This is a genomic window from Pseudarthrobacter sp. B907, from assembly GCF_040137805.1.
GTDB lineage: Bacteria > Actinomycetota > Actinomycetes > Actinomycetales > Micrococcaceae > Arthrobacter.
In genome coordinates this window covers 66,594-91,220 of record NZ_JBEEQE010000009.1, presented here as the reverse complement: position 1 = coordinate 91,220, position 24,627 = coordinate 66,594, and the positions used below count along the sequence as shown (strand labels likewise).

Annotated in this window: 25 protein-coding genes and 3 tRNA genes; 8 read left to right on the top strand and 20 right to left on the bottom strand. The window is 69.7% G+C overall.

Going from position 1 to position 24,627, the window contains the following annotated elements; all coding sequences use genetic code 11:
• Positions 1–76: 76 nt before the first annotated feature.
• The 10 genes from ABLI39_RS09915 to ABLI39_RS09870 form a co-directional block, all read right to left on the bottom strand.
• On the bottom strand, positions 77–331 hold the full coding sequence (locus tag ABLI39_RS09915) for a hypothetical protein (RefSeq protein ID WP_349413248.1): 255 nt from the start codon (positions 329–331) through the stop codon (positions 77–79).
• A gap of 24 nt (positions 332–355) precedes the next feature.
• Positions 356–1,246 (bottom strand): carbohydrate ABC transporter permease, encoded by an 891-nt coding sequence (locus ABLI39_RS09910; protein WP_349413247.1) that lies wholly within the window; start codon positions 1,244–1,246, stop codon positions 356–358.
• Positions 1,243–2,280 (bottom strand): carbohydrate ABC transporter permease, encoded by a 1,038-nt coding sequence (locus ABLI39_RS09905; RefSeq protein ID WP_349413246.1) that lies wholly within the window; start codon positions 2,278–2,280, stop codon positions 1,243–1,245. Before ABLI39_RS09905 ends, ABLI39_RS09910 begins: the two co-directional genes overlap by 4 nt.
• A gap of 6 nt (positions 2,281–2,286) precedes the next feature.
• Entirely contained in the window at positions 2,287–3,657 is a 1,371-nt protein-coding gene (locus ABLI39_RS09900; protein WP_349413245.1) for an ABC transporter substrate-binding protein, read from the bottom strand.
• 260 nt (positions 3,658–3,917) lie between these two features.
• Positions 3,918–4,529 carry a hypothetical protein gene (locus ABLI39_RS09895; RefSeq protein WP_349413244.1) on the bottom strand — a complete coding sequence of 204 codons (612 nt, stop codon included), beginning with the start codon at positions 4,527–4,529 and terminating at the stop codon, positions 3,918–3,920.
• Positions 4,526–5,089: a hypothetical protein gene (locus ABLI39_RS09890; RefSeq protein WP_349413304.1), complete on the bottom strand. Its 564-nt coding sequence runs from the start codon at positions 5,087–5,089 to the stop codon at positions 4,526–4,528. The genes ABLI39_RS09895 and ABLI39_RS09890 overlap by 4 nt, the downstream gene beginning before the upstream one ends.
• 125 nt (positions 5,090–5,214) lie before the next feature.
• Entirely contained in the window at positions 5,215–5,583 is a 369-nt protein-coding gene (locus ABLI39_RS09885) for a hypothetical protein (protein WP_349413243.1), read from the bottom strand.
• A complete protein-coding gene (locus tag ABLI39_RS09880; RefSeq protein ID WP_349413242.1) occupies positions 5,580–5,771 on the bottom strand; it encodes a hypothetical protein in 192 nt (63 codons plus the stop codon). Before ABLI39_RS09880 ends, ABLI39_RS09885 begins: the two co-directional genes overlap by 4 nt.
• Positions 5,768–6,229: an Asp23/Gls24 family envelope stress response protein gene (locus ABLI39_RS09875; protein ID WP_349413241.1), complete on the bottom strand. Its 462-nt coding sequence runs from the start codon at positions 6,227–6,229 to the stop codon at positions 5,768–5,770. Before ABLI39_RS09875 ends, ABLI39_RS09880 begins: the two co-directional genes overlap by 4 nt.
• Before the next feature lie 121 nt (positions 6,230–6,350).
• Positions 6,351–6,803: a hypothetical protein gene (locus tag ABLI39_RS09870; protein WP_349413240.1), complete on the bottom strand. Its 453-nt coding sequence runs from the start codon at positions 6,801–6,803 to the stop codon at positions 6,351–6,353.
• A 336-nt stretch (positions 6,804–7,139) separates the two neighbouring features.
• Between ABLI39_RS09870 and mraY the strand changes: the two genes are divergently transcribed.
• Both mraY and ABLI39_RS09860 read left to right on the top strand, forming a co-directional pair.
• Complete coding sequence (gene mraY, locus ABLI39_RS09865) at positions 7,140–8,246, top strand: phospho-N-acetylmuramoyl-pentapeptide-transferase (RefSeq protein ID WP_349413239.1); 1,107 nt, start codon at positions 7,140–7,142, stop codon at positions 8,244–8,246.
• A 66-nt stretch (positions 8,247–8,312) separates the two neighbouring features.
• On the top strand, positions 8,313–9,335 hold the full coding sequence (locus tag ABLI39_RS09860) for an LLM class flavin-dependent oxidoreductase (protein ID WP_349413238.1): 1,023 nt from the start codon (positions 8,313–8,315) through the stop codon (positions 9,333–9,335).
• A gap of 115 nt (positions 9,336–9,450) precedes the next feature.
• Here ABLI39_RS09860 and ABLI39_RS09855 read toward each other — a convergent pair.
• From ABLI39_RS09855 to ABLI39_RS09845, 3 genes are all read right to left on the bottom strand, one after another.
• Positions 9,451–9,526: transfer RNA gene (locus ABLI39_RS09855), tRNA-Phe, on the bottom strand.
• Between the two features lie 48 nt (positions 9,527–9,574).
• A tRNA-Asp gene (locus tag ABLI39_RS09850) sits at positions 9,575–9,648 on the bottom strand.
• Between the two features lie 103 nt (positions 9,649–9,751).
• A tRNA-Glu gene (locus ABLI39_RS09845) sits at positions 9,752–9,824 on the bottom strand.
• Between the two features lie 207 nt (positions 9,825–10,031).
• Between ABLI39_RS09845 and ABLI39_RS09840 the strand changes: the two genes are divergently transcribed.
• Positions 10,032–11,051: a PHP domain-containing protein gene (locus ABLI39_RS09840; protein ID WP_349413237.1), complete on the top strand. Its 1,020-nt coding sequence runs from the start codon at positions 10,032–10,034 to the stop codon at positions 11,049–11,051.
• 22 nt (positions 11,052–11,073) lie between these two features.
• Here ABLI39_RS09840 and ABLI39_RS09835 read toward each other — a convergent pair whose 3' ends face one another.
• Positions 11,074–11,676, bottom strand: a complete 603-nt coding sequence (locus ABLI39_RS09835; protein ID WP_349413236.1) for a LysE/ArgO family amino acid transporter — start codon at positions 11,674–11,676, stop codon at positions 11,074–11,076.
• A gap of 68 nt (positions 11,677–11,744) precedes the next feature.
• On the opposite strand from ABLI39_RS09835, the gene ABLI39_RS09830 reads away from it, so the two are divergent.
• The 5 genes from ABLI39_RS09830 (at position 11,745) to ABLI39_RS09810 (ending at position 16,829) form a co-directional block, all read left to right on the top strand.
• On the top strand, positions 11,745–12,626 hold the full coding sequence (locus tag ABLI39_RS09830) for an ArgP/LysG family DNA-binding transcriptional regulator (RefSeq protein WP_349413235.1): 882 nt from the start codon (positions 11,745–11,747) through the stop codon (positions 12,624–12,626).
• A 122-nt stretch (positions 12,627–12,748) separates the two neighbouring features.
• The gene (locus tag ABLI39_RS09825) at positions 12,749–13,813 is read left to right on the top strand and encodes a DMT family transporter (RefSeq protein WP_349413234.1); all 1,065 of its coding nucleotides are present in this window, start codon (positions 12,749–12,751) and stop codon (positions 13,811–13,813) included.
• Positions 13,814–13,823: 10 nt separating this feature from the next.
• Positions 13,824–14,288: a metallopeptidase family protein gene (locus tag ABLI39_RS09820; RefSeq protein WP_349413233.1), complete on the top strand. Its 465-nt coding sequence runs from the start codon at positions 13,824–13,826 to the stop codon at positions 14,286–14,288.
• Between the two features lie 29 nt (positions 14,289–14,317).
• The gene (locus ABLI39_RS09815) at positions 14,318–15,238 is read left to right on the top strand and encodes a cation diffusion facilitator family transporter (RefSeq protein WP_349413232.1); all 921 of its coding nucleotides are present in this window, start codon (positions 14,318–14,320) and stop codon (positions 15,236–15,238) included.
• 202 nt (positions 15,239–15,440) lie between these two features.
• Complete coding sequence (locus ABLI39_RS09810; RefSeq protein ID WP_349413231.1) at positions 15,441–16,829, top strand: C40 family peptidase; 1,389 nt, start codon at positions 15,441–15,443, stop codon at positions 16,827–16,829.
• Positions 16,830–16,870: 41 nt separating this feature from the next.
• Here ABLI39_RS09810 and ABLI39_RS09805 read toward each other — a convergent pair whose 3' ends face one another.
• From ABLI39_RS09805 to ABLI39_RS09780, 6 genes are all read right to left on the bottom strand, one after another.
• A complete protein-coding gene (locus tag ABLI39_RS09805) occupies positions 16,871–17,737 on the bottom strand; it encodes an ABC transporter permease (RefSeq protein ID WP_502935217.1) in 867 nt (288 codons plus the stop codon).
• Positions 17,721–18,653, bottom strand: coding sequence for an ABC transporter ATP-binding protein (locus ABLI39_RS09800; RefSeq protein WP_349413230.1), 933 nt, complete (start codon positions 18,651–18,653; stop codon positions 17,721–17,723). The genes ABLI39_RS09805 and ABLI39_RS09800 overlap by 17 nt, the downstream gene beginning before the upstream one ends.
• A gap of 44 nt (positions 18,654–18,697) precedes the next feature.
• Positions 18,698–19,816: a LolA family protein gene (locus tag ABLI39_RS09795; protein ID WP_349413229.1), complete on the bottom strand. Its 1,119-nt coding sequence runs from the start codon at positions 19,814–19,816 to the stop codon at positions 18,698–18,700.
• Positions 19,817–19,949: 133 nt separating this feature from the next.
• The gene (locus tag ABLI39_RS09790; protein WP_349413228.1) at positions 19,950–20,702 is read right to left on the bottom strand and encodes a hypothetical protein; all 753 of its coding nucleotides are present in this window, start codon (positions 20,700–20,702) and stop codon (positions 19,950–19,952) included.
• Positions 20,695–23,388 (bottom strand): PEP/pyruvate-binding domain-containing protein, encoded by a 2,694-nt coding sequence (locus ABLI39_RS09785; protein ID WP_349413302.1) that lies wholly within the window; start codon positions 23,386–23,388, stop codon positions 20,695–20,697. Before ABLI39_RS09785 ends, ABLI39_RS09790 begins: the two co-directional genes overlap by 8 nt.
• A gap of 83 nt (positions 23,389–23,471) precedes the next feature.
• On the bottom strand, positions 23,472–24,503 hold the full coding sequence (locus ABLI39_RS09780; RefSeq protein WP_349413227.1) for a universal stress protein: 1,032 nt from the start codon (positions 24,501–24,503) through the stop codon (positions 23,472–23,474).
• Between the last annotated feature and the right edge of the window lie 124 nt (positions 24,504–24,627).

Genomic DNA, 24,627 nt, shown 5'->3' with positions numbered 1-24,627 from the left:
GCCGGCGTGCCGCCCCCGCGGCGCCGTTTTATCCTAGTGTCCGACGGGACCCCGGCGCCGCATTGACGCCCCGGGTTCAGCGCCGCCGGGCGGCCGTCCGCCCGGGCAGCCGGCGCCGGAGCCGGATCATCCCGTACAGGGCCAGCAGCGCGCCCAGCAGACCGAGGGCCCAACCGAGGGCCGGCTGGGCGGTCACCTCCATCCAAACGGTGACCGCCAGCAGCACAACGGCCCAGAAGCCCAGGAACCCGATAATGATGTCGAAGTCCTCGCCCGAGCGCACCCTGCGGTGCGTGGGCCGGACCTCGCCCTGGTTCTGTCCGGCTGTCATGACAAACCCGCGCTCACGTGGCCGTCACTTGACGGCGCCCGCCGTGAGGCCCGCCACGATCTTGCGCTGGAACACCAGCACCAGGATCACCAGCGGGATGGTCACGATGGTGCCGGCCGCCATGATCGCCGTGTAGGGGATCTGGTTGGGCTGCGCGCCGGCGAAGCTCGCGATGGCGACGGTGACCGGCTGGGTCTTGTCGCTGGAGAGCTGGCTGGCGATCAGGAACTCGTTCCATGAGGAGATGAACGCCAGGATCGCCGTGGTGAAGATGGCCGGAGCCGCAAGCGGCATAATCACCTTGCGGAAGGCCTGGCCCTGTGTGCAGCCATCCACCCGGGCCGACTCCTCGAGCTCCCACGGCATTTCACGGAAGAAGGACGTCATTGTGTAGACGGTCAGCGGCAGCACGAACGAGATGTTCGGGATGATCAGGGCCTGGTAGGTTCCCATCCAGCCGATGTTGGTGAACAGCTGGAACAGCGGGGTGATGAGGGCGACGCCGGGGAACATCGAGGCGCCCAGGATGAAGCCGAGTACAAGGTACTTGAACCGGAAGTTAAGCCGGGCCAGGGCGTACGCAGCGAACACGCCGATCACCAGCGACACCACGGTCACCACGACGCCGATGAACACACTGTTGAGCAGTGCCTGGCCGAAGCGGTTGCCGAAGGAGGTATCGAAGGCGGTGTTGAAGTTGTCCAGCGTGACGTGCGTCGGCAGGATCGAGGTGTCGTAGGTGAAGCCGACATCGCGGAAAGCCGTCACCACCATCCAGTAGGCCGGGGCCAGGCACCAGATGAGGATCACCACGGCACTTAGGTACGTGCGGCCCTGGGCCCACTTCTCCCGGTTCTGGGCGGTCTTGCGCCCACGGTCCTGCTGCGCGCGCAGCTCGGTCGCGGCGGTGGTCATTTCTTCCCCTTACTTGCACCGGTCTGCTGTTCCACCACGTTCGCGCCGAGGAAGCGCACGAAGATGAAGGCGACAAGGAAAATGATGATGAAGGTAATGGTGGATAGTGCGGCCGCCACATTGAAGCCCTGCCTGATCTGGTTGATCACCAGGATGGAGAGCGTGGTGGTGTTGTTCGCGCCGCCGGTCAGGATGTACGGGAGGTCGAACATGCGCAGCGCATCCAGGGTGCGGAACAGGATCGCCACCATCAGCGCCGGCTTCACCAGCGGTAGGGTGATCATCCGGAACCGCTGCCAGGCCGTAGCGCCGTCCACCTTGGCCGCCTCATAGACCTCGGCCGGAATCATCTGCAGGCCGGCCAGGATCAGCAGCGCCATAAACGGCGTGGTCTTCCAGACGTCCGCGATGATGACCGCCCACTTGGCCGGCCATTCGCTGCCGGTCCAGAGGATGGAGGTGTTGAAAAGCTTGTTGGCGATGCCCTCGAAGGCGAAGATGAACAGCCACAGCTTGGCCGTGACGGCGGTGGGGATGGCCCACGGCACCAGCACGGCGGCGCGGACCAGGCTGCGGCCCTTGAAGGTGCGGGCCATGATCATGGCCATCCAGAAGCCGAGCACGGTCTCGAACGTGACGGTCACGACGGTGAAGAAGAAGGTCGTCGCCGTCGCGGACCAGAACTGGGAGCCCAGGGTGCCCGGCGGGCAGGACACGGTGCCGCCGTCGGGCGCCGCGCACTGCTGGCCGAGCCAGTTGATGTAGTTCGTGAAGCCGGCCGGGCCGCCTTCGGCGAACAGGCCCGTGGCAGGATCGAGGCCCGCGTCGGCCTGGAAGGACATCACGATGGCGCTGATGATCGGGTAAACGATCACGATGGCCAGCGCGATGATGGTGGGGGCCAACAGCCAGGACGCCCACCTGCCCTGGCTGGCGATGGCGTTGTCCTCCCCCACCCCCTTTGGTGCGTGGTGGAGCTCGGTGCCGCCCGACGCCGGCTTCTTAACCGGCGTCGGGCCCAATTCGGTTGCCATTGTTGACTACTTTGACTGGGTTTCGATGGACTTCTGCATGTCGGACAGCGCTGCGTCCACTGCCTTCTCGCCCTTGATGGCCGAGTATGCGTTGTCCTGGATGGCCTTGGTCACGGCCGGGTAGAACGGGGTCACCGGACGCGGGACGGCGTTCTCGATCGAGGTCTTCAGCACCGGCAGGTACGGCAGCTTGGCGACGAGTTCCTTGTCGTCATAGAGCTTGGTGAGCACCGGNTTCTCGATCGAGGTCTTCAGCACCGGCAGGTACGGCAGCTTGGCGACGAGTTCCTTGTCGTCATAGAGCTTGGTGAGCACCGGAGCGAGCGAACCCTGCGTGGCGAAGAACTTCTGTGTCTCCTCGGTGGTGAGGAACTTCAGGAAGTCCAGCGCGGTGGCCTTGTTCTTGGAGTACACGCTCATGCCGGCGCTGTGGCCGCCGAGCGAGGAAGCGCCCGGGCCCGACTTGCCGGGGAGCGCCGTCATGCCGAGCACGTCCTTGACCTTGGAGGAACCCTCGGTGGTGGCCAGGTTGTAGACGTAGGGCCAGTTGCGCAGGAAGAGCAGCTTGCCGTCCTGGAATGCCTGGCGGGATTCCTCTTCCTTGTAGGTGATGGCTTCCTTGGGGATGTTGCCGTCCGAGTAGGCCTTCGCCAGGTTGGTCAAGCCCGCCTTGGCGTCCGCGGTGTTCAGGCTCGGCTTTCCGTCCTTGTCCAGCACGGAGCCGCCGAAGGAGTTGATCGCCTCGGAAGCGTTGACGGTGAGACCCTCATACTTCGAGAACTGGCCCGAGTAGCAGCCGATGTTGTTGGTCTTGGCGATGGAGCACATGCCCATCATCTCGTCCCAGGTCTTCGGCGGCGTCGGGACCAGGTCCTTGCGGTAGTACAGGATGCCGCCGTCGGAAGACTCCGGCGCGGCGTAAAGGGTGCCCTTGTAGGACGCGGCGTCGAGGGTCGGCTTCAGCATCCCGGCCGTGTCGAGGGCCATCTTGTCCTTGAGCGGCTGGAGCCAGCCCTTGGCAGCGAACTCCGCGGTCCAGACGACGTCGACGCTGACCACGTCGTAGTTGGCGTTCTTGGCCTGGAAGTTCTGCACCAGGTCATCGTGCTGCTGGTCGGCCTGGTCGGTCTGCTCCTTGAACGTGACCTTCTCGTTCGGGTGCGCGGCGTTCCACTTTTCGATCAGCGGGCGGACCACGTTGCTGTTGTCCTTGCCTTGGACATAGGTGATGGGTCCGCGGCCGTCGAGGTTGGCCGCCGCATCGCCGCCGCCCGAGGTGCCACCGCCGCCGCCCCCGCCGCCGCCTGCACAGGCCGAGAGGGAGAGGGCCAGAACACCGGCCGCGGCTACGGGAAGTAGATACTTACGGGTTTTCATACAGGTGCTCCTCGCTGAGTACCGGATGGACCGGTGGTGCAGTTGGTGTGGTGACCATCACACTAGCGACCCGGCGGCGAGAAATGCAAGCGTTTACATTAAACCTTTATGCAACGGAAACCACAGGCGGGACCGGTGTCCGGCCCCTGCGCCCCGGCCGGCCGCGGCGGCGGGCCGTGTGGGGCCGGGGTTTCGGGTGGGGTAAATGTTGCCAAAACCTCACCGGACTGACGCGCGCGGCTTCCGGTCAGTTGACTCGTTCAGCGGACGCGTTCGGCGCGGCCGAACCTGGAGCGGGCGCCGGACCCGATGTGGATCAGCACGGGCGTGCGTTTGCCAACAACGGCGTCCAGCGCCTCGACCAGGGCCGAGACCTCCCCGGCCAGGAGGTGCGGGGCCACACCCTGGCGCGGCAGCACCCTGACCCGCAAGGCCGGTTCGCCCTCGAACTCATAGGTGGCCACCGTGGCGCCGGCCAGGTCCGGCCGGTCGGCCAGGGCGGCCCTGAGCGCCTGTTCCGCCACGCCCCCGCCGATCCGGACGCTGCCCGGGACCTCACCGGGGTCGTCCTCGGCGACGAGCAGGTTCGCCCGGCCCTTGCCCTGCTGTGCCAGCCACGCCACCATCACACCGATCACCGCCAGCAGCAGGACCACCATGACAATCCACAGCCAGCTTTCGGCCCGGCCGGGGAACCGGGTTCGGTCGAACAGTCCGCGGACGGCGCCCCACATCCCGGCCGACCAGCCCTGCCACCAGCTTCCGACCGCAGGTACGGTGGCGAGCAGCACGATCAGGGTTCCAATGACAAGGAGTTTGGCGCCGAGGATGCCGATCAGGATCCGGTTCAGGACTCGTGGGGTGCCGTTCACGCGCCGATCACCCCCGAGGAGGCAAGGTTGACCCGGACCTCGGGCATGGGCGACAGCGCCATGGCCCGGAGCTCGGCCTGCACGGCTGCCAGCACGTCCGCTTCGCGCAGCGGCACGCCGGAGGTGGGCCGGACATTGACCAGCACCTGGCGCCGGGACACCACCACCATCACCTGCTCCTGCGTCACGTTGGCGGCCAGCCTGGCACGCCGCGCCAGCGCCGAGGCGATCACCTCGTCGTCGACCACAACGGCGGCCCGCGGGTCCGCGAGCACGTGCCGGGCCCGCCGTCCGGGCAGCACCGCGTTGAGGAAAAAGAAGAGCCCGGCGGCAAAGACCACGGCGCCGGTGACGCCGAGCAGCAGCGGGGCGACGCCGGCGGGCAGGGCCGTGATCCGGTCCGCCGCGGTTTGCGGGTCGATCAGCCACGGTGGCTGCCCGACGGCGCGCACGGCGGTCTCCAGCAGGGCGTAGCCGCACAGCCCGATGACCAGAATCGCCGCGATGGAGGCGGCGAACGCGCGGGAAGAGCTGGTCTCCCGCGCCAGGACGCGCTCCATCCCGGCCGCCGCGGGGCGGCTCCCGGGCCCGGCACCCGGGGCGGCGATGGGGCCGGCGCCGGTTTCGTCGGTTCCGGTCTCCCGGGGCGCGGCGGCTTCGCCGTAGTGGCGTTCAGCGGCGTGGCTCACCGAACCCTCCCGCCGTCGCTGACGCTGGCGCCGCTGATGCGGATATCCACCCGGCTCAGCTGCGCGCCGCTGAGTTCTGTCACGCGGCGAAGGATCTGCGCCTTCGCGGCCACGGCGCGGTCCCAGATGGGGCCGCCGAAGCCGGCGACGCGGGCCGGGTCCCGAAGCACGGCAGTCAGCGAGGGGACGGCGATCGGCGTGGCGAGCGAGAGGGCGAGCAGGCCGCCGTCGTCGGTCCAGTCCGCCCGGACGTCCTGGGCCGGAACGCCGAGCGCCTCGGCGGCGGCGGCGCGGGCGACGCTGGTGAGGGCCTGGGTGCTAATCCGGTTGTGTCCGTCCAAGGGCCGTCCTGCGGGGACGCTCATGAGGAGGAACGCCGGCCCGTGATGGCGTCAAACACGCTGCGCAGGTCCAGTTTCCCTTCCGCCGCCCGGCCCAGCAGGGCTCCAAGGGCCATGAAGAGCAGGGAGCCCAGGAAGCCCCAGACGCCGAACGCGAAGGACATAAAGGCCAGGAAGGCGCCGGCGGCCATACCGACTACGGTCAGGTTCACTGGAGTACCTCTCTCACGGGCCGGGTTTCGCCGGGGGCCGGCGGCTTGGGCGGGCCGGGGACGAAGACGTCGTGGATCTCGATGTTGACCTCGATGACCTGGAGTCCGACGAGTTCCTCCACGGCGGCGTAGACCGCGGCCCGGATCTGGTCCGCCAGGGGATGAAGCGGGGTGCCGTAGAGCGCCACGAGGTCAATGTCCACAGCCACCTGGGTCTCGCCAACCTCGGCGCGCACCCCGGCGGCGTGGTCCGTGCTGCCGACGGCGTCGCGGAAGGCGCCGAGGGCGCGGGACGGTCCGCTGCCGAGGGAATAGACCCCTGGGACGGCCCGGGCGGCGATGCCGGCCACCTTGGCGACGGCGGCTTCGGATATCACGGTGCGGCCGGTCGCGGTACGGGCCGACCCCGGCTGGCCCGCCTCAAGGCCCGGTGCGGACTGAGGATCCTGGTACTCCATCTGGCACTCCCCCTTCTCTTTGACACCACCCTAGCGCTAGGGGGCGACCATGGGGCCGGATGGGCAGGATTTCGACCGGGCCGCCGGGGCGCCGCCGGGGCGGGGCCGGGGGCGGAGCGGCCTACTTGCAGTTGGCGGCGATCCAGCCCGTCACCGGCGCCATGGCGGCCTGGAACTTGCCGCTGGAGTAGACGGTCTGGTCGCTCAGGCCGGCCACGGCCACCTGGTTGAGTTTGGCGAAGGCGGCCTTCAAGCTGTCCGGGACCCGCTCGGCCGTGCGGCTCATTTCGGCCTTCAACTGTTCGAGTTCGGCGGTCTTACCCTGCGCCGCCGAGAGCGGGAACAGCGACGCGCCCGTGGCCTGCTCCGAGATCGTTTTGCAGGCTTCGGCCGCCGTCGGAAAATCGCCGTAGGGGCCCGAGGACTTGGTGGCGCTGGCCGTTGCGGATGCCGACGCTGGCGGTGCGGAGGACGACGGCGGGGCGGCGGCTTCAGGTGCCGAGCAGGCGGTCAAGGCCAGGGCGGCAAGCAGGGCGGCGGCGGTCAGCGGGCGTGCAGTCTTATTCAAAATCACTCTTCTGGTCGAGATTGCGCCGCGGACCCCTCCTCGGGACGGACCACGGCATTGGCGTCTTCCCCAGCGTGCGAGTCTAGCCGGGCCCGTCGGCGTGTCCCCAAACCCGTGTGCCGCCGTCGAGCACCCATCCGCATCGGTTGCTCCATAACTGCCGTCATGACGCCCCAAAAGGGCGGTTACGGAGCAATCGATGGAGGTGCCGGGCCGGGGGGGTGAAAAGCGATCCGCTAGGATCGGCGTCGAACGAGGCGGCGGCGGTGCCCGGCGATCCACCTCAGCCAACGACTGGATGCGACGGACCTGGTCCGGGGAACAGAAGGGTGCACCACTGAAATGATTGCGCTGCTTCTTGCTGCGGGCTTGGCCCTGATCTTGGCGCTGAGCGGCACACCGGTGCTCGCCCGATACCTGGTGAAGAGAAACTACGGCCAGTTCATCCGCGACGACGGGCCCACCTCGCACCACACCAAGCGAGGCACTCCCACCATGGGCGGGGCATGGATCATTGGGTCCGTGGTCATCGCCTACTTCGCAACCCACGGCATAATGACCATGCTTGGCGTGGCTTCGGCAGGCCCAACTGCCTCGGGACTGCTGCTGCTCATGGTCGCCGTCGGCATGGGACTTGTGGGCTTCTTCGATGACTACATCAAGGTTTCCAAACAGCGCAGCCTCGGACTCACTGCGCCGGCGAAGATCATCGGCCAGACGGCGGTCGGGACTACGTTCGCCATCCTCGCCCTCAGCTTTCCCGACGAAAACGGCCGCACGCCAGGCTCCACCGCAATCTCATTCGTTCGGGACACGCCCTTCGATCTAGCCTTTGCCGGGCCGCTGATCGGCGCCATCTTGTTCATCCTGTGGTCCATCTTGATCCTCACAGCGGCATCCAACGGCGTGAACATCACCGACGGGCTCGACGGCCTCGCCGCGGGGGCGTCAATCTTAGTCTTCGGTGCTTACATGCTGATGGGCATCTGGCAGTTCAACCAACGATGTGCTGATCCCGGTGTCCCCGCCAATATCTGCTACCAAGTGCGGGATCCGCTGGACCTGGCCCTGATAGCCGCCGCATTGTGCGGCTCGCTCGTCGGATTCCTCTGGTGGAACACCACGCCGGCGAAGATCATCATGGGCGATACCGGGTCACTCGCCCTCGGCGGCGCCATCGCGGGATTCGCCATTTTGTCGCGCACCCAACTGCTCCTGGTCATCATGGCCGGGCTGTTCGTGATGATCACCCTGTCCGTCATCATCCAGGTGGGCTTCTTCAAACTCTCCGGAGGTAAGCGCGTCTTCCTCATGACGCCGCTGCATCACCATTTTGAGTTGAAGGGCTGGGAACAGGTGACTGTGGTGGCCCGCTTCTGGATCATTGCGGGCTTGTTCGTCGCCGTCGCCCTTGGGATCTTCTACGCCGAATGGGTCGTACTGCTGTAAACGAAAAACCCCGGCCGCGCCCTGACCTGGGGAATAGGTGTCTACATCACCACGTTGGCTTCCGGTGTGAAGAACATTGGATTCCTCTCCTTCGGCCATTGGACCGACCACCCAGAATCCGGCACGCGCACCGCGTCGGACGCGCTGCTGCAGGCGATCGACCTCGCCGTCGCGGCCGAGGAACTGGGGGCGGACGGCGCATACTTCCGCGTCCACCACTTCGCCCAGCAATATGCGTCCCCGTTCCCGTTGCTTGCCGCGATCGGGGCAAGGACCAGCCGCATCGAGATCGGTACCGGCGTGATCGACATGCGCTACGAGAACCCGCTCTACATGGCGGAGGACGCCGGCGCGGCAGACCTGATCTCCGGAGGCCGGCTGCAGCTGGGCATCAGCAGGGGGTCACCCGAGCAGGTCATCGAGGGCTGGCGCCACTTTGGCTTCGCTCCCGCTGCGGGCGAGTCCGACGCCGACATGGGCCGCCGGCACACCGAGCGACTGCTCGAGGTGCTCACTGGTGAGGGATTTGCGGCGCCGAATCCGCGCCCGATGTTTCCGAACCCACCCGGCCTGCTGCGCGTGGAGCCGCACTCGGAGGGTCTGCGCGAGCGCATCTGGTGGGGTTCCGGCTCAAACGCCACTGCCGTCTGGGCGGCAAAGCTTGGCATGAACCTGCAGAGCTCCACGCTCAAAGACGACGAGAGCGGCAAGCCGTTCCACATCCAGCAGGCGGAGCAGATCGAGCTCTACCGGCAGGCCTGGAAGGAAGCCGGGCACGAGCGGGAACCGCGCGTTTCGGTCAGTCGCAGCATCTTCGCACTCACGGACGAACGCGATTGGCACTACTTTGGCCGGGACCGCCGGAGTTCGGACCAGGTGGGCAACATCGACGAGAAGACCCGTGCCATTTTTGGCCGGTCCTACGCGGGCGCACCGGACGAACTGGCCGCCAAGCTGGCCGAAGACGAGGCGATCGCAGCCGCAGACACGCTGCTGCTCACTGTCCCGAACCAGCTTGGTGTCGACTACAACGCCCACGTGATCGAATCCATCCTCCAGCACGTGGCGCCACAGCTCGGCTGGCGCTGACCGGTCCGGACAGGGGGGCGCCGACTTCCCGCAGTCGGCGCCCCGGCTCACGCTTCACGCTGTAAACGAAAAAACCCCGCAGCTCCCCTAAAACCGGGAACTGCGGGGTTCTAGCTGGTGGCTCCGACCGGCGTCGATCCGGTGACCTTTCGATTTTCAGTCGAACGCTCTACCAACTGAGCTACAGAGCCTAGGTGACGTGTCACCTTGACGGCCGGAATTTCTTCTGGCAATCAGAGCGACCCTGACGGGACTTGAACCCGCGACCTCCGCCGTGACAGGGCGGCGCGCTAACCAACTGCGCTACAGGGCCTTGCTTTTACTGCTGTTTCTTGCTGCTTGCAGTATCGCTACTGCAATTTTTCAAGGCCTTTAGCCTACCAGACTTTTTCATCCGGCCCGACCAGTTCCTTGCGTACCCCCAACGGGATTCGAACCCGTGCCGCCGCCGTGAAAGGGCGGTGTCCTAGGCCGCTAGACGATGGGGGCCAGGACGCCATCCGGTAAAACCCACTGGATCAAGGGCAAAAAACAAGGGCCGAAGCCTTCCGTTTTGCGCCCTTCGGGTTCCTCCGAACTGGACCTATAAAACTATAGGGCCAACTTCCGGAAACTCCAAAATCGGCCCCACGACCCGGGAATACGCAGCCGGCGGGGTCTGGACAAGGCCGGTACCGCTGTGCGGATGATGGGCAGATGGACGCCGCCGCTGCCCTCAACGAGATCGCCTTTTGGCTCGAACGCGAGCGCGCCACCACCTTCAAAGTCCAGGCGTTCCGCAAGGCGGCCGATCTGATCGCCGGCCTCTCCCCCGAGGAACTGGCCGCGCGGATGCGGGACGGGCGGCTCAAGCGTATGAAAGGGATCGGCGACCGGACGTTCGAGGTGATCGCCCAGGCCGTCGACGGCGGGATTCCCGACTACCTCGCGGGCCTGCGCGAACGCGGCGCCGCGCCGCTCGCCGAGGGCGGCCGCGAGCTGCTGGCCAGCCTCCGCGGGGACCTGCACACGCACAGCAACTGGTCCGACGGCGGGTCCCCGGTGGAGGCCATGCTGGATGCTGCCCGGATGCTCGGCCGCGAATACCTGGCCCTGACCGACCACTCGCCCACGCTGCGGATCGCTAACGGGCTGAGCGCCGAACGCCTGAGTGAACAGCTGGACCTGGTCGCAGCGATCGACGCCGGCCGCCCAGGCGTCCGCCTGCTCGCCGGCATCGAGGTCGACATCCTGGAGGACGGGACGCTGGACCAGGCCCCAAAGCTGCTGGACCGCCTGGACATCGTGGTGGCGAGCGTGCACTCGAAGCTCCGCTCGGACAGCCGCACCATGACCCGGCGGATGCTGGCCGGAATCGAGGACCCGCACACCCGGGTGCTGGGCCACTGCACCGGCCGGCTCCTGAACGGCTCGCGGGGGACGCGGCCGCCGTCGGAGTTCGACGCGAAGCGGGTGTTCGAGGCCTGCGCGGACCACGACGTCGCCGTCGAGATCAACGCCCGGCCGGAGCGCCAGGACCCGCCGGATGAACTGATCCAACTGGCGCTCGACGCCGGCTGCCTCTTCAGCATCGACAGCGACGCGCACGCCCCGGGCCAGCTGGACTTCCTGCAGTACGGCGCGGAGCGGGCCGCCCGGAACAACGTGCCTGCGGAGCGGATCATCACCACCTGGCCCGTGGATCGGCTCCTGGAATGGGCCGGGCGCGGCAGGTAGCCTGCCAATCCGGCCGCAACGCTCAGGCCAGCAGCAACACGGCCAGGGTCACCATCACGACGGCGATCATGGCGTCGAGCACGCGCCAGGCAGCCTGGCGCCGGAACAGGTCGGTCAGGAACCGCGCCCCCGCGCCGAGGGCGGTGAACCAGGCAATGCTGCCCAGGCCCGCCCCGGCGGCGAACCACCACCGTCCGGCCTCGCCCTGGGCAGCCGCGAGCGACCCGAGGAGCAGCACGGTGTCCAAGTAGACGTGCGGGTTGAGCCAGGTGAAGGCCAGGCAGGTGGCCAGCACGGCGGCCCGGCTGCCGGCCGGTTTGCCCAGGGTCTGGTCCAGCTGCTCCCCGCGGACCGCACGCCAGGCTGCGAGCGCCCCATAGGCGAGCAGGAAGGCGGCCCCGGCCCACCGGATCACCACCAGGGCAGCCGGCGCCCGGTCCAGCAGGACCCCGATGCCGGCGACGCCCAGCAGGATCAGCAGCAGGTCCGACACGGCGCAGACTGCCACCACCATGGCGACGTGGGAGCGCTGAATGCCCTGGCGCAGCACGAAGGCGTTCTGCGCGCCGATGGCGACGATGAGCGACAGCCCGGCGGAGAGGCCGGAAACTAGGGGGAAGATCACTGTTCAACGGTAGGTGCCGCCTCCAGATGAAACCAGTTAAACTTTCTGGTCATACGTAAGATGGGCTAATGATCGACATCTCGCCGGAACAGGCCCGGACGCTGGCGGCCATCATCACCCATGGCAGCTTCGACGCGGCAGCCGCCCACTTGTCCGTGACACCCTCGGCCATCAGCCAGCGCATCCGCGCCGTCGAGGCAGCCGTCGGCCGGCCGGTGCTGACCCGGGCCCGGCCGCCGGGGCTCACGGAGTCCGGCCAGGCCGTGGTGCGGTTCGCCCGACAGCTGGAGTTGCTCTCCGCGGACCTCGCCGAGGAACTGGAGCCGGCGGAACCCCACGGGCGGACCCGCCTGACCCTGGTGATCAACAGCGATTCACTGCACACCTGGGCCCTGGCCGGACTGGCGGCAGTTGGGGACACCATCCAGCTGGAGATCCTCCGCGAGGACCAGGAGCACTCGCTGGACCTTCTGCGCGCCGGCGCCGCGGCCGCCGCGATCACGGCGACGGCGGCGCCGGTTCCGGGCTGTTCTTCGCGCAGGCTGGGAGTTATGCGTTACCTTCCGGTCTGCGCGCCGGAGTTTTCCCGCCGCTGGTTTGAATCCGGCGTCACGGCCGCGGCGCTGGCCCACGCCCCCGTGCTGGTCTACGACCGCAAGGACGATCTGCAGGACCGCTGGCTGCGCCGGTTCAGCCGTTCAGCCCTGCAGCCGCCGCGGCACTACGTCCCGGCCGCCCAGGAGTTTGGCGATGCCATCCGCTGGGGCATGGGGTGGGGCTTGATGCCCGAGATCGAGATCGGCGAGGACCTCCGGGCCGGGACGCTGGAGCTCCTCGGTCCCGGCACCCCCGTGGACGTGGCCCTGTACTGGCAGCAGTGGCGGCGCGGCTCGGCGGCGCTGGGCGAGGTGGCGGACGCCGTCCAGGCGGCCGCCCGCGTCCTCCGGTGAGGCCGGCCGCGGCGCTGCCCGAACCGCTGGCCGGACCACTGCCGGGAACATTGGCAGGAAACCGACTAGACCTGACCGATTTCCGCCAGCCGCAGGCCCGCCGCTCGGGCTAGATTGGCAGCATGGCAACAACCGCCGAGACAGGCTCCCCCACTCCGGACAGCGCCCACCCGGGCACCACAAACCCGGACAGCATCCACCCCAACAGCACCCACGAGGCGGCCGCGCATGCCGCCCCGCCCGCCGCGGCCAAGCCCCTCCGGCCTGGACAGATCAGCGGGCTGGGGATCGCCGCCGTCGTCGTCACCGTGGTCCTCTGGGCATCGGCCTTTGTGGGGATCCGCGCCGTCGGGCCCAGCTTCTCCCCCGGGGCGCTGACCCTGGGCCGGCTTTCGGTGGCCGCCGTCGTGCTGGGCCTGGTGGTGCTGCCGCAGTTCCGCAAGGCGGCCGCGTTCCCCCGGGGCCGCGAGTGGTGGCCCATTCTGGCCTACGGCGTGATGTGGTTTGGCGGTTACAACGTTGCCTTGAACGCCGCCGAACACATGCTCGACGCCGGCACGGCCGCGCTGCTGATCAACGTCAACCCCATCCTGGTCGCCGTGATGGCCGGGATCATCCTGAAAGAGGGCTTCCCGCGCTGGCTCATCATCGGCAGCCTGGTCGCATTCGGCGGCGTCGCGGTGATTGCCCTCGGCTCCGGCCAGCGCTCGACGGCGGACGTCGCCGGGGTGCTGCTCTGCCTGCTCGCCGCCGCCCTCGCCGCGGTCAGCGTCATCGTGCAGAAGCCGGTGCTGCGGAAGTTCCCCGCGGCCCAGGCCACCTGGTTCGGCATCATGGTGGGCGCCGTGTGCTGCCTGCCCTTCAGCGGCCAGCTCGTCGCCGAGCTGCAGGCCGCGCCGCTGCCGGCGACGCTGGGCCTGGTCTACCTCGGTGTCTTCCCCACCGCGATCGCGTTCACCACCTGGGCCTATGCGCTCTCCCTGATCGACGCCGGACGGCTCGCCGCGACCACCTACCTGGTGCCGGGGACCACGATCCTGATCTCCTGGCTGGTGCTGGGCGAAATTCCCACGATCTGGGGTCTGGTGGGCGGCATGATCTGCCTCGCCGGCGTCTCCCTGACCCGGCGCCGCTCGCGCCCGAATTCCCGCCAGACTCCCGGGCCGGTCGCGAAGCCGGGGGCATAGAGTTCTGGGTATGCCCGCTTCACTGCCACCCGGCCTGCCGATCGTGCCTGACGCAAACGACTCCGGAAACGACGACGGCCGCGAGCGCACCGGGCCCGAGGGCGGGCCGTTCCCGATGTCCGAGGACGAGTTCGAAGCCGCCGTGGGTGACGCGCTGGACCAGATCCCGCCGGAGCTGGCGAAGACCATGAACAACGTGGCCGTCTTCATCGAGGACGACTACATCCCGCAGCCCGGCGAGGACCCGGACACCGTGCTGCTGGGCCTGTACGAGGGCGTGCCGCTGACCGAGCGGGATTCCTGGTGGGACGCGGGCTCGCTGCCGGACCGGATCACCATCTACCGCCGGCCGATCCTGGAGCTCTGCACCTCCCGCGAGGACGTGGTCGAGGAAGTAACCGTCACCGTGGTGCACGAAATCGCGCACCACTTCGGCATCAGCGACGAGCGGTTGCACGAGCTCGGCTGGGGCTAGCCAGCCCCGGGGCGACTAGCCTTGGAATCATGGGACACGACCACAGCCACTCGCACGGCATTACGGCCACCGGCAAGCACCGCAAACGCCTGATCGCCGTCCTGGCCATCACCCTTGCCGTGGTCCTGATCCAAGTCGCCGGCGCCATGGTCTCCGGCTCGCTGGCCCTGCTCGCCGACGCCGGGCACATGCTCTCCGACGCGGCCGGCGTTTTCATCGCCCTGTTGGCCGCCTGGATCGCGGCGCGGCCGGCGAGCGATGCGAGGACCTACGGCTACCAGCGGGCCGAAGTCCTGGCCGCGCTGGCCAACGCGCTGGTCCTGATCGTCATCTCCGTGGTCATCTTCACGGAGGCCATCCGACGGCTCGGATCGGCCCCCGAGGTGCACACCGACGTGATGCTTTTCGCCGCCGTCCTGGGCGCAGTCGCCAACCTCGTATCGCTGCTGATCCTGCGCGGCGCCCAGAAGGAAAGCCTCAACGTCCGCGGCGCCTACCTCGAGGTGCTCGGCGACCTGCTGGGCTCCTTCGCCGTCATTGTCGCCGCCGTGGTCATTATGGCCACCCGCTACCAGGCCGCGGACACCATCGCCTCGATCGTGATCGCCCTGATGATCCTGCCCCGGGCCTGGCACCTGCTCCGCGACGTCGTCGACGTGCTCCTCGAAGCCACGCCCAAGGGCGTGGACGTGCAAATGATCCGCGAACATATCCTGGCCGTGGACGGTGTGGTCTCCGTCCACGACATCCACATCTGGACCATCACCTCGGGGGTGCCGGTGTTCTCCGCGCACGTGGTGGTGGAGGACGCTGCGCTGGGCGCCCGCGGGGCCGACCGGGTGCTGGACAAACTGGTCAGCTGCCTCGGCTCGCACTTCGACACCGAGCACTGCACCTTCCAGCTCGAACCCGCCACCCACGCGGAGCACGAGGCCCACCAGCACGCCTGACGTCCGACCGGTCACGACGCGACACACCGGAATAAATGTGACCGAATGACATCATTGTTGTTTATGTTATTGATGTGACCTCTGTTGCCAAAGTGGTATTTGGCACGTAGCCTCGTCCGTGCTGGGCGATCCGCAGAGGGGCATTTAACCGTGCCGAAATTCCGACCTCGCTCGCGCCAGCCTGAACGCAGCGAGGTTTTCCATGGTTTGGACCCGACCGGTCGGCAGGGGCACAGCCCTCTGCACCGCCGTCGTGCTGCTGGCAACATTGGCCGTCCCGGCCCAGGCCGCTCCGGCCCCTGCGGGCTCCGTCCCGGGAGTGAGGGTGCCGGCCGCCCCTGACCTTCCGTCGCCGGAGGACATCGCCGCGGCGAAATCCAGTGAAAGCGCGACGGCGGAGCAGGTCACCCGCATCGACCGCCTCCTGGCGGAGGCGGCAACGGCCCGGGACAACGGGCTGGCCGCCTCGCTCTCGGCCAACAACGCCTACGCCGACGCCCTGGTGGAGCTCGGGATCCGGCGGGACGCCGCCAAGCTGGCGGCCGCCAAGGCCTCCGCCGCCGAGGCCGAACAGGCCAAGGCGCGCAAGCTGATCGGCCAGCTCGCCGGGGACCTGTACCGCAACGGCGGAATGACGCCGGCCCTCGGCAGCCTGGTCAGCAGCAACGGCCAGGCCCTGCAGCAGGCCGCCACCCTTGAGGCGGTTGCCGCCGGCCGCACCCGGGCCTTCCAGTCGGCGGAAACCGCCGCCGCTGCCGCCCAGTCGGCAAAGGCCTCCGCGGCCGACGCCGACCGCGCCGCCGACGACGCAGCCCGCACGGCGGAATCCCGCAAGGCCGACGCCGAACGGGCCAACGAGGCCCGGCAGCGCGCGGTGACCGACGCCGCGGCGCAGCGCACGGTACTGGTGGACCAGCTGGCCACACTGCGGAACACCACCGTGGCACTCGAGTCGGCGCGGGTGGATGCCCTGGACCGGCAGCGCCAGCAGGCGCAGCTGGCGGCCGTGACGGCCGTGTCCAACCAGCTGCCGGCCCCGCAGCCCGCCCGGCCGGGGCAGCCGGCGCCCGCGCCCGCCGTGCCCGCGCCGGCCGTGCCGGCGCCTGTTCCTCCGGCGCCTGCTCCCCCGGCGGCTCCCGATCTTCCCGCGCCGCCAGTCCCGGCACCGGCCCCGCCGCAGGCTCCTGCCCCGCCGCCCCCGCCCGCGCCGGCTCCGGGCGGTTCCAACCAGACCGCGGTGTCGGTGGCGCTGGGCAAGACCGGCGCGCCGTATTTCTACCAGTACGGCGGAACCGGCGCCTACGGCTTTGACTGCTCGGGCCTGGTGCAGAATGCCTTCGCGGCGGCCGGCAAGTCCTTGCCCCGGACGGCGTCCGAGCAGTTCGCCCAGGCGCCCGTCCACGTCCCGCTGTCCCAGGCGCAGCCGGGCGACCTGCTGGTCTGGGGGTCTGCCCCGGGGTTCTACCATGTGGCCATCTACCTGGGCGGCGGGCGGGTGGTGCAGGCGCTGAATGTGGACGCGGGTATCACCGTGACGGACCTTGCCGCCATGTCCGGGATGCAGCTCCACCCCATCGCCGCCCGCTACTGACGCCCCGGACTGACACCCGGTCCCGGCACCGGCCGGAGGACCTAGGAGAGCACGTCCTTGGTAGCGAACCTGGCGTAGGCGAGCGACCCGAACACGGCCAGGTACCCGCCCTGCAGCAAGGCGTTGGCGGCGAACGAGTCCCAGACGATGGGCTGGCGCAGCAGGTCGGCGAAGTCCAGCCAGCGGTGGCTGAACAGCCATGGGTGCAGCCACTCCAGCTGCGGCAGCGCATCCGCGACCTGGGCGACCACGGCGAGCACCACCGTGGCCGCCATCGCGCCGACGGGCACGTCCGTGAGGCTGGACATAAACAGGCCGATCGCGGACAGCCCGACGAGGGACACGGCCAGGTAGGCGGCGATCAGCAGCAGCCGTCCCAGCGCTTCGGCGGCGCCGATCGTGTCGCCGGAGAGCAGTGTCACGGGCCCCACCGGGAAGAGCGCCGCCCCGATGCCGGCCCCCACCAGCGCCACGGTGAGCGGGGCGGCGACGGCGAACACGACGGCGCCGGCGTACTTCACCAGCAGCAGCCGGCCGCGGCCGGCCGGCGCCGCCAGCAGGTACCGCAGGGTTCCCAGGCCCGCCTCGCCGGCCAGGGTGTCGCCGACCACCACGCCGATGGTCAGGGGCAGGAACAGCGGCACGGCCACCAGCATCGCGGTGACGCCCACGAACAGCCCGTTCTGGCTGATCCGGTCCAGGAAAGCGGGCCCGCGCCCCGGCGGCACGGCGGAGGAGAGCCGCACGGCCACGGCGATCAGCACCGGGATGGCGGCCAGGGCGAGCAGCATGGCCCAGGTCCGGCGGCGGCGGAAGAGCACGCCGAGTTCGGACCCGAGCAGGCGCAGGCCGGAGGCCCTGGCCGCGCCCGGAGGGAGGGCTACCGACGGTTCATTGGGCAACGTCAAACCCCTCTCCCGTCAGCTCGACGAAACGGTCCTCAAGGCTGCCCTGTTCCAGGGCGAAGCCGCGCACCCGGACGCCGGCCGCGACGAGGGCCTGCACCAGTGCCTCCGGCGTGGGGGCGTCGTCGTCGGGCCCGGCAGGCAGCTGCGCGAACAGCAGTTCGCCGGCCGCCGCGGAGGTGCCGCCGTCGGGCCGCAGCCCCAGGCCTGCCATCACCCGGGCGGCGTCCCCGGGGTCGGGGGTCAGCAGCCGGATCCTGGCGTTTCCGGCCCGGCGCAGCTCCGTGAGCGGGCCCTGCGCCACGAGGCGTCCGGCGCTCATGATGGCCGCGTGGGTACAGATCTGCTCCACCTCGGCGAGCAGGTGGCTGGAGACGAACACGGTGGCGCCGTCGGCGGCGAGGGAACGGACCAGGTGCCGCACCTCGCGGGTGCCCTGCGGGTCCAGACCGTTGGTCGGCTCATCCAGCACCAGCAGCTCCCGGGGCACCAGCAGGGCGTTCGCGATGCCGAGGCGCTGTTTCATGCCCAGCGAGTAGGCCCGGACCTTCTTCTCCGCCGCGTGCCCCAGGCCCACCCGCTCGAGCGCCGTGCGCACGCGCTCCCGCCGTGTCCGCGCCGGCGCCCCCGGGTCCGCGGCGTCAAAGCGCAGCAGGTTCGCCGCCCCCGAAAGGAACGGGTAGAAGGCGGGCCCCTCGACCAGCGCGCCGACCCGCGGCAGCACGGTGCGCAGCTGCCCCGGCATCTCCTCGCCCAGGACGCGCACCGAGCCGCTCGAAGCAGCGGCCAGGCCCAGCATGATCCGGATGGTGGTGGTCTTGCCCGAGCCGTTGGGGCCAAGGAAACCGAACACGGAACCGCGCGGCACGGCCAAGTCGACGCCGTCGACCGCCAGCTGCCGGCCGAAGCGTTTGCTCAACCCCCGGGTCTCGATGCTCAGTTCGGTGGACGGCGCGACGGCGGTCACCGCCCGGCGGCCGCGGCCTGGAGCCGCTCCAGCGGGACGGATCCGGCGAAGACACGGCCGTCGTCGAGGATCAGCACGTTCACGAGGGCGGTGGAAAGCAGCCTGCCGCCAGGCACCGGGACGCTCGCCTGGGCCAGCAGCGACGCCGCGCTCCCGAGCCCGCCTTGCTGCTCCGGGGCCTTGCCCGCGGTCCCGTTCAGAGCACCCGCCGGAAGTTCGATGACGGATTCCCAGCCGGTTCCGCTGACGTGGACCTTGTCCTTGAAGCCTTCCTTGGCCTTGGCCTTGTCGTCCGGCCGGTCCTTGGCGCCGTCGGATTTGTGGTCCGGGACCGGGAGTTCCTTGACGGTTGCTCCGGGCGGTGGGCTGAACGTGAAGATTGCGGCGTCCGGGGTCTCGAGCGAGAGCTTGGTGAAGGCGACGCGGAACGCCGGGTCCGCCTGGCCGCGTGCTTTCACTTCGACGCCGAGCGGCATACCGTTCTGGCCGTCCACCGAGATCGCCACGGAGGCCAGCAGGGTGGTCGAGGACTTGGGTGTGAGCATCAGCTGGTAGGCGGCGCGTCCGGCCACCTGGACATCCGTCCCGACGGATACGTCGCTGCTCTTCTCCAGCTTGGCCAGGAGTTTTTCGGCCAGCTGGTCCGGGGCGGGAACCGCGTCCTTCCCGGAGCCGTGGCGGTCTTTCAGCCCGGCAGGGAGGACGGCATGCGCGGCGGTGTTGTCCTTGGAGTTGTAGAACCAGACCTCGGCGCCGTGCCGGACGACGTCGCGCTCCGCCAGCCGGTCCAGCACTTGGATGCGGGCGTTGTCCGGGCCGTCACGGTAGATCCGGGCGGTGTGCGGCCCGGTCAGCAGCTCCAGCCAGGCGGTGTCGCCGTTCGCGGCTCCCGGACCGGCCTGCGGGAGTTCCGGCAGGCCGAGGCTGGAGGTTTGGTCCAGAGTTCCGGAGAAGGACGTTTCGCGGTGCTGGGCGATGAGCGCCAGGACCTGCTCGGGTGATTTGGCCGGCAGCGGATCGCCCGCGCTGGCCGGCAGGGATCCCGCCAGCACCCCGGCGGCGATCACGGCAGGAACGGTGACGGCCGGCAACCAGCGCAGCCAGGGGCGGGTCATTGCGACCGCGCACCAACATTGCAGTTCATGAATCAACATTACGCCCGGGAGCGGCCTGCATCACCTCTTGGGCGGACATTGATGCCACGGGTCTCCGGGCAGCCTCCCGCGTCTCCAGTGCCCGGCGGCGCGGCTAGGTGAGCACATTCAGCGTCGCCTCGACCGCTCCGAGCAAAAGGGCCAGGACGGAGGTCCCCAGCCCGGCAACGAGCAGCAGCCCCGGGTGCGCGAGCCCCACCACAACCCGTCTGAGCCGCGGCCTCCGGCGCAGGAACTTCTTTGGCAGCCCGGCCGTCGAGGGGTCCTGCTTCCAGCCGCGGAGGCGCCGCAGGAACCAGGCGCAGCGGATGATGAACGCCAGCCACAGCACCGACACCACGAGGGGGACCGCGGCCAGCAGGAGGTGGAAGCCCAGCGCTGTCACCTCCCGCTCAGAAGCCCCGGCCAGGGACTGGATGGTAGTAGAGATGGAGGCACTCATGACCACCGAGACACCCCAGACCAGGAACGCAGCCGTAAGGGCGAGGAAGCGGACGAAAAAGTGGCCCAGCACGGAGTCCTTGCGCCGTTTCAGGTACCGGCGGGGAGTGGCCCGCAGCAGCGCGATGGTCGCCAGCAGGGTGGGCAGGGCGGCCATCCCGACCATCGCGTACCAGGTCCATCCCGCGAAATCGAAGACGTCGTCGGCGACGATCATGGCCGCCCAGAAACCCGCCCACACCCAGCCGGCGGTGAGCGGGCGGCGCACGAGCCAGCCCGGGAGCCAGCGATCGTCGACACCGGCGGCTGCAGGCGTCGGCTCCCCCGCCTGTTCGGCAGCCGGCGCGGCGTCGCGCGTCACCGGCGCGCCCTCGTCATCACCCATCGGCCCGCCGTCGCTAGGCATCCGTGGGACCCGACTCCGGGACCACACTGCCCTCGCCGCCGTCGACCGTGATGCGCTGCCCGGTGGCGATCAGCGTGGTGGCGTCCGGGACTCCGACGACGGCGGGGATGCCGTACTCCCGGGCGACGACGGCGCCGTGCGAGTTGGGGCCGCCCATCTCCATCACCAGCCCGCCGGCGGTCAGGAACAGCGGCGTCCAGCCAGGGTCCGTGGATGGTGCCACCAGGATCTCGCCGGGCTCCAGCCGCGCACCCTGCGGGTCGAGGATGACGCGGGCCGCGGCGGTGACAGTGCCGGCCGAAGCCGGGGTGCCGTTCAGCACCCCTGCGTCCGCGCCCGTCCCGGATGTGCGGGACCGCAGCGCCTCCGGTTCGGTGCCGTCCGAGAGCAGCACCCGCGGAATGTGCCGGCGGCCCAGTTCCCGGGCATAGTCTTCGCGGCGCACCTCCACCACCGCGTGCAGAGTCCGTCCGGCGAGGGCCTCGCGGGCTTCGACCAGGTCCAGGAAGAAGATGTCGTCGGCGTCCGCGATGCGGCCGGCCGCGGCCAGCTCCGTCCCGATGGCCTGCAGTTGAGCGCGCACTGCGGCGAGGGCCTCGACGATGTGGTACTTCGGCAGTTCCCGCAGCCCGGCGAACATCCGGGTGCGTTTCAGTGCCGCCCGCACCAGGGCTGCGCGCAGCCGGCCCCGCTGGCCCGCGGCGGCGGCCAGCCGCTGCACCTGGGCCTCGGCGTCCCCTGCGGCCTTGCTGAACTGCCGGTCCGGGGCCAGGCCGGGATCCTCCAGCCGCAGGTAGTTGGCCAGGACGCCGAGGATGTGGGCCGGTTCCTCGGACCAGCGGGGCACGCCGAGGTCTATTTCCGCCACCGCCCGGTGCCCGTAGCGGCCCAGGAATCCGGCAAGCCCGGACTGCACGACGGCGGGCAGCTCCCGGGCACGGTAGCGGCGGGCCAGCTCCGGCACCGCTTCGGCGTCGGGCCCGGTGCCCTCGAACACCGCGGCGGCGCCGTCGTCGGCCCGGATCGTTTCGGCGAGCTGCCAGAGCGCCAGGTCCATCTCGGTGGTCACGTTGTGGGGCAGCCCCCGGAGCACCGGCTGCAGCGTGCCTGGCCCGGCGCTGGTGCCCAGCAGCCTGCCGGCGGCCGCCAGCAAGGCAAAGCCCAGGGCGGGCAGCGGCAGGATGTTGGGCACCACCGGGAACAGTTCCCGGCCCAGGATGCGCTCCACGTGGTCCAGCCGCTGCACCGCGGTGGACCCGGCCGGCACCACCAGGGCGGCCCGGAAGCGTTCGCCGAAGCGCTCGGCACGGCGCAACGCGGCCTCCGGCCGGACCAGTGCGCGCAGCAGCGACTCCGGGACCATGGCCCGTGCCGCCACGGGGACAACGTGCCGCAGCAGCCGCCACGGCGAGCGGCTGGTGACGGAGAACCGTGGGTCATCGAACAAGGACCGCAGCACCGCCGCGGAGCGGGCTTCCATCACGTCGAAGACCCGCGGCACAAGGGCCCGTCCGACGCCGTTGCGCAGCACCGGTGTCAGGTCGAAGAACAGCCGTTGCCCGGCCGCGGCATACGGGGAGGGCCCGTCGTGCGGGACGGGAACCTCGAAATGCGCCGCCCGGGCCACGGACGAGGCGATCAGCCGGAACCCTGCCAGCCCCATCGGCGTCAGCGGGCGGGTCAGGCCCTGCGCCAGGCTGAAGCACAGGTAGACGCGGGTCCCGCCGGGGGCGTGCTGCCGCTCCGGCAAAGGGTAGAGCGTGGTGATGGGCCGGGACTGGGTCAGCCACGCCGCTCCGCCGTCGTCGATCGCCCATTCGAGATCCTGGGGCGCACCGAAGTGCACCTCCGCACGGCGGCCCAGCAGTTCCAGCGCCAGGAGCCCGGAGTCGTCGATACACGGCCGGGTGCCGGCGTCGGGCTGGATGATCCGTTTGGTTCCGCCGCCGGGGAGCGGCCGAATGGCCACGGCTTTGCTCCCGATCCGGCGCTCGAGGATCCTGCGGGTCGCGCTGTCGATGACGAAATGGTCAGGATTGACCGCCCCGGAGACTACGGCCTCGCCGAGGCCCGGGCTGGCATCAATGACCGCCTCATGCCGCCTTCCGGTGACCGGGTTCGCGGTGAACAGCACCCCGGCCGTGGCCGCATCCACCATCCGCTGGACCACGACGGCGAGCGACACGGCCGCGGGGCTGATCCCGTGGGAGGCGCGATAGCTCACCGCGCGGTCCGTCCAGAGCGAGGCCCAGCACTCGCGGACCGCGGCCAGGACCGCCTCAATACCCACGACGTTGAGGAAGGTGTCCTGCTGGCCGGCGAAACTGGCGAACGGCAGGTCCTCGGCGGTTGCGGACGAGCGGACCGCCACGGGGACGTCCGGGCCCAGCACCGCGTAGGCCTCGCTGACCGCCTGGACAACGTCGGCCGGGACGTCCGCGGCCAGGACCAGGCGGCGCGCGGCAGCGGCCAGGGCGGCGAGCCCGGGAAGGTCCTCCGGGGAGGCCGCGGCCAGGGACGTGTGCACGGCGTCGAGCCCGGCGCCTTCGGTGGCGCGCCGGTAGGCCTGGGTGGTCAGGCAGAATCCCGCCGGGACCGGCAGCCCGGCCCGCAGCAGTTCGCCGAGGTTGGCGGCCTTGCCGCCGACCTCGGCCAGCCGTTCCGCGCCGGTCAGCTCAAGGGCCATCACCAGTCCGGGCTGCGGCTTTGTCCCCGAAACGGATGTGTGCTCCACCTGGCGGCCCTCCCTTGGGCGAGGAAGCGTTCGGCCTAGGAGCCGAGCATGGGTCCGAAGCTGGGCCGGTCGGCCAGCCGGGGATCCTCCCGGTCCGGGACCACCATAACGGGGCCCTTGGCGTGGTGCAGGATGCCGTCGGAGGTCGATCCCAGCAGCATCCCGGCGAAGCCGCCCCGGCCGCGGGTGCCCACGACCACGAGTTCCACGTGCCGGCTCGCCTCGACGAGGATGTCGACCGGGGAACCGTCCACGAGCTGCGTTTCGACCTCCAGCCGGGGGAAATGGCTCTTCAGCCAGGCCACCCCGGCGTCGAGCTGGACCCGGATGTCGGCGAAGAGGGCCTCGCGGTCCATCGGTGCGGGAACCCAGGCGAGCGAGCCGCTGTACTGCGGAACGGCGCAGACCAGGCGCAGCGGCGCGGCGAGGCGTTCGGCCTGGGCCGCGGCCTCAAGGACCGCCACCCGGGCCTGCTCGGAGCCGTCCACCCCCACCACCACGACGTTTTCGACCAGCTGGTGCCCGGACTTTTCCCGCTCGGCCCGGACATGCTTGTCATCGGTAGTCTCGCCCAGCCGGTCCCCGCAGATCAGCGGGACGGTGACGGTGGGGCATTTGGCGTGCGCGGGCAGCGCGCTGCTGACCGATCCGAGGAGCCGGCCCACGAAGCCGCCACGGCCGCGGGTGCCGAAGACCAGCAGTTCGGCGGTCTCCGTCATCTCCAGCAGGACGCCGGAGGCGTCGCCGTTCTCCACGGAGGCGTCGACGTCGATGTTGTAGCCGGCCACCTTGTCCAGCGCCTGCTTCAGGATTGCCTCGGCGCCTTCCCGGATCACCGAATCGTCCACCGTGGCGTAGCCGCCGTCCAGCCCGGACGCGGCGAAGACGGGCACCGAGTAGGCGGTCACGATGTGCAGCGGACGACGCCGGCGCTCAGCTTCCCGGGCCGCCCACACCAGGGCGCAGTGGCTGTGGTCCGAGCCATCCACGCCGACCACGATCCCCCGGGGAGCATGCTCCACGGCCGCGTCTCCCGCCGGGTCCGGATGCACCTGTTCTCGGGCCATGGGGTCCGCCTCCTCGCGATACGTGGCTCTGTTGCCGCTATTCTGCCAGAACTGCGCGGATGCGGGCTCCACCTGCCCGGCAGGCGGGTTTTACCAACTGTTTACGTGGCGTTCCGCTGTCCAG

Excerpts from the sequence above, each read along its gene's own strand:
- ABLI39_RS09815 (WP_349413232.1), top strand. The coding sequence starts at position 14,318 with ATGGGACACGACCACAGCCACTCGCACGGCATTACGGCCACCGGCAAG.
- mraY (WP_349413239.1), top strand. The coding sequence starts at position 7,140 with ATGATTGCGCTGCTTCTTGCTGCGGGCTTGGCCCTGATCTTGGCGCTG.
- ABLI39_RS09790 (WP_349413228.1), bottom strand. The coding sequence starts at position 20,702 with ATGCCTAGCGACGGCGGGCCGATGGGTGATGACGAGGGCGCGCCGGTG.
- ABLI39_RS09810 (WP_349413231.1), top strand. The coding sequence starts at position 15,441 with ATGGTTTGGACCCGACCGGTCGGCAGGGGCACAGCCCTCTGCACCGCC.
- ABLI39_RS09840 (WP_349413237.1), top strand. The coding sequence starts at position 10,032 with ATGGACGCCGCCGCTGCCCTCAACGAGATCGCCTTTTGGCTCGAACGC.
- ABLI39_RS09780 (WP_349413227.1), bottom strand. The coding sequence starts at position 24,503 with ATGGCCCGAGAACAGGTGCATCCGGACCCGGCGGGAGACGCGGCCGTG.
- ABLI39_RS09795 (WP_349413229.1), bottom strand. The coding sequence starts at position 19,816 with ATGACCCGCCCCTGGCTGCGCTGGTTGCCGGCCGTCACCGTTCCTGCC.
- ABLI39_RS09915 (WP_349413248.1), bottom strand. The coding sequence starts at position 331 with ATGACAGCCGGACAGAACCAGGGCGAGGTCCGGCCCACGCACCGCAGG.
- ABLI39_RS09785 (WP_349413302.1), bottom strand. The coding sequence starts at position 23,388 with ATGGCCCTTGAGCTGACCGGCGCGGAACGGCTGGCCGAGGTCGGCGGC.
- ABLI39_RS09905 (WP_349413246.1), bottom strand. The coding sequence starts at position 2,280 with ATGGCAACCGAATTGGGCCCGACGCCGGTTAAGAAGCCGGCGTCGGGC.
- ABLI39_RS09830 (WP_349413235.1), top strand. The coding sequence starts at position 11,745 with ATGATCGACATCTCGCCGGAACAGGCCCGGACGCTGGCGGCCATCATC.
- ABLI39_RS09825 (WP_349413234.1), top strand. The coding sequence starts at position 12,749 with ATGGCAACAACCGCCGAGACAGGCTCCCCCACTCCGGACAGCGCCCAC.
- ABLI39_RS09910 (WP_349413247.1), bottom strand. The coding sequence starts at position 1,246 with ATGACCACCGCCGCGACCGAGCTGCGCGCGCAGCAGGACCGTGGGCGC.
- ABLI39_RS09875 (WP_349413241.1), bottom strand. The coding sequence starts at position 6,229 with ATGGAGTACCAGGATCCTCAGTCCGCACCGGGCCTTGAGGCGGGCCAG.
- ABLI39_RS09885 (WP_349413243.1), bottom strand. The coding sequence starts at position 5,583 with ATGAGCGTCCCCGCAGGACGGCCCTTGGACGGACACAACCGGATTAGC.
- ABLI39_RS09890 (WP_349413304.1), bottom strand. The coding sequence starts at position 5,089 with ATGGAGCGCGTCCTGGCGCGGGAGACCAGCTCTTCCCGCGCGTTCGCC.
- ABLI39_RS09820 (WP_349413233.1), top strand. The coding sequence starts at position 13,824 with ATGCCCGCTTCACTGCCACCCGGCCTGCCGATCGTGCCTGACGCAAAC.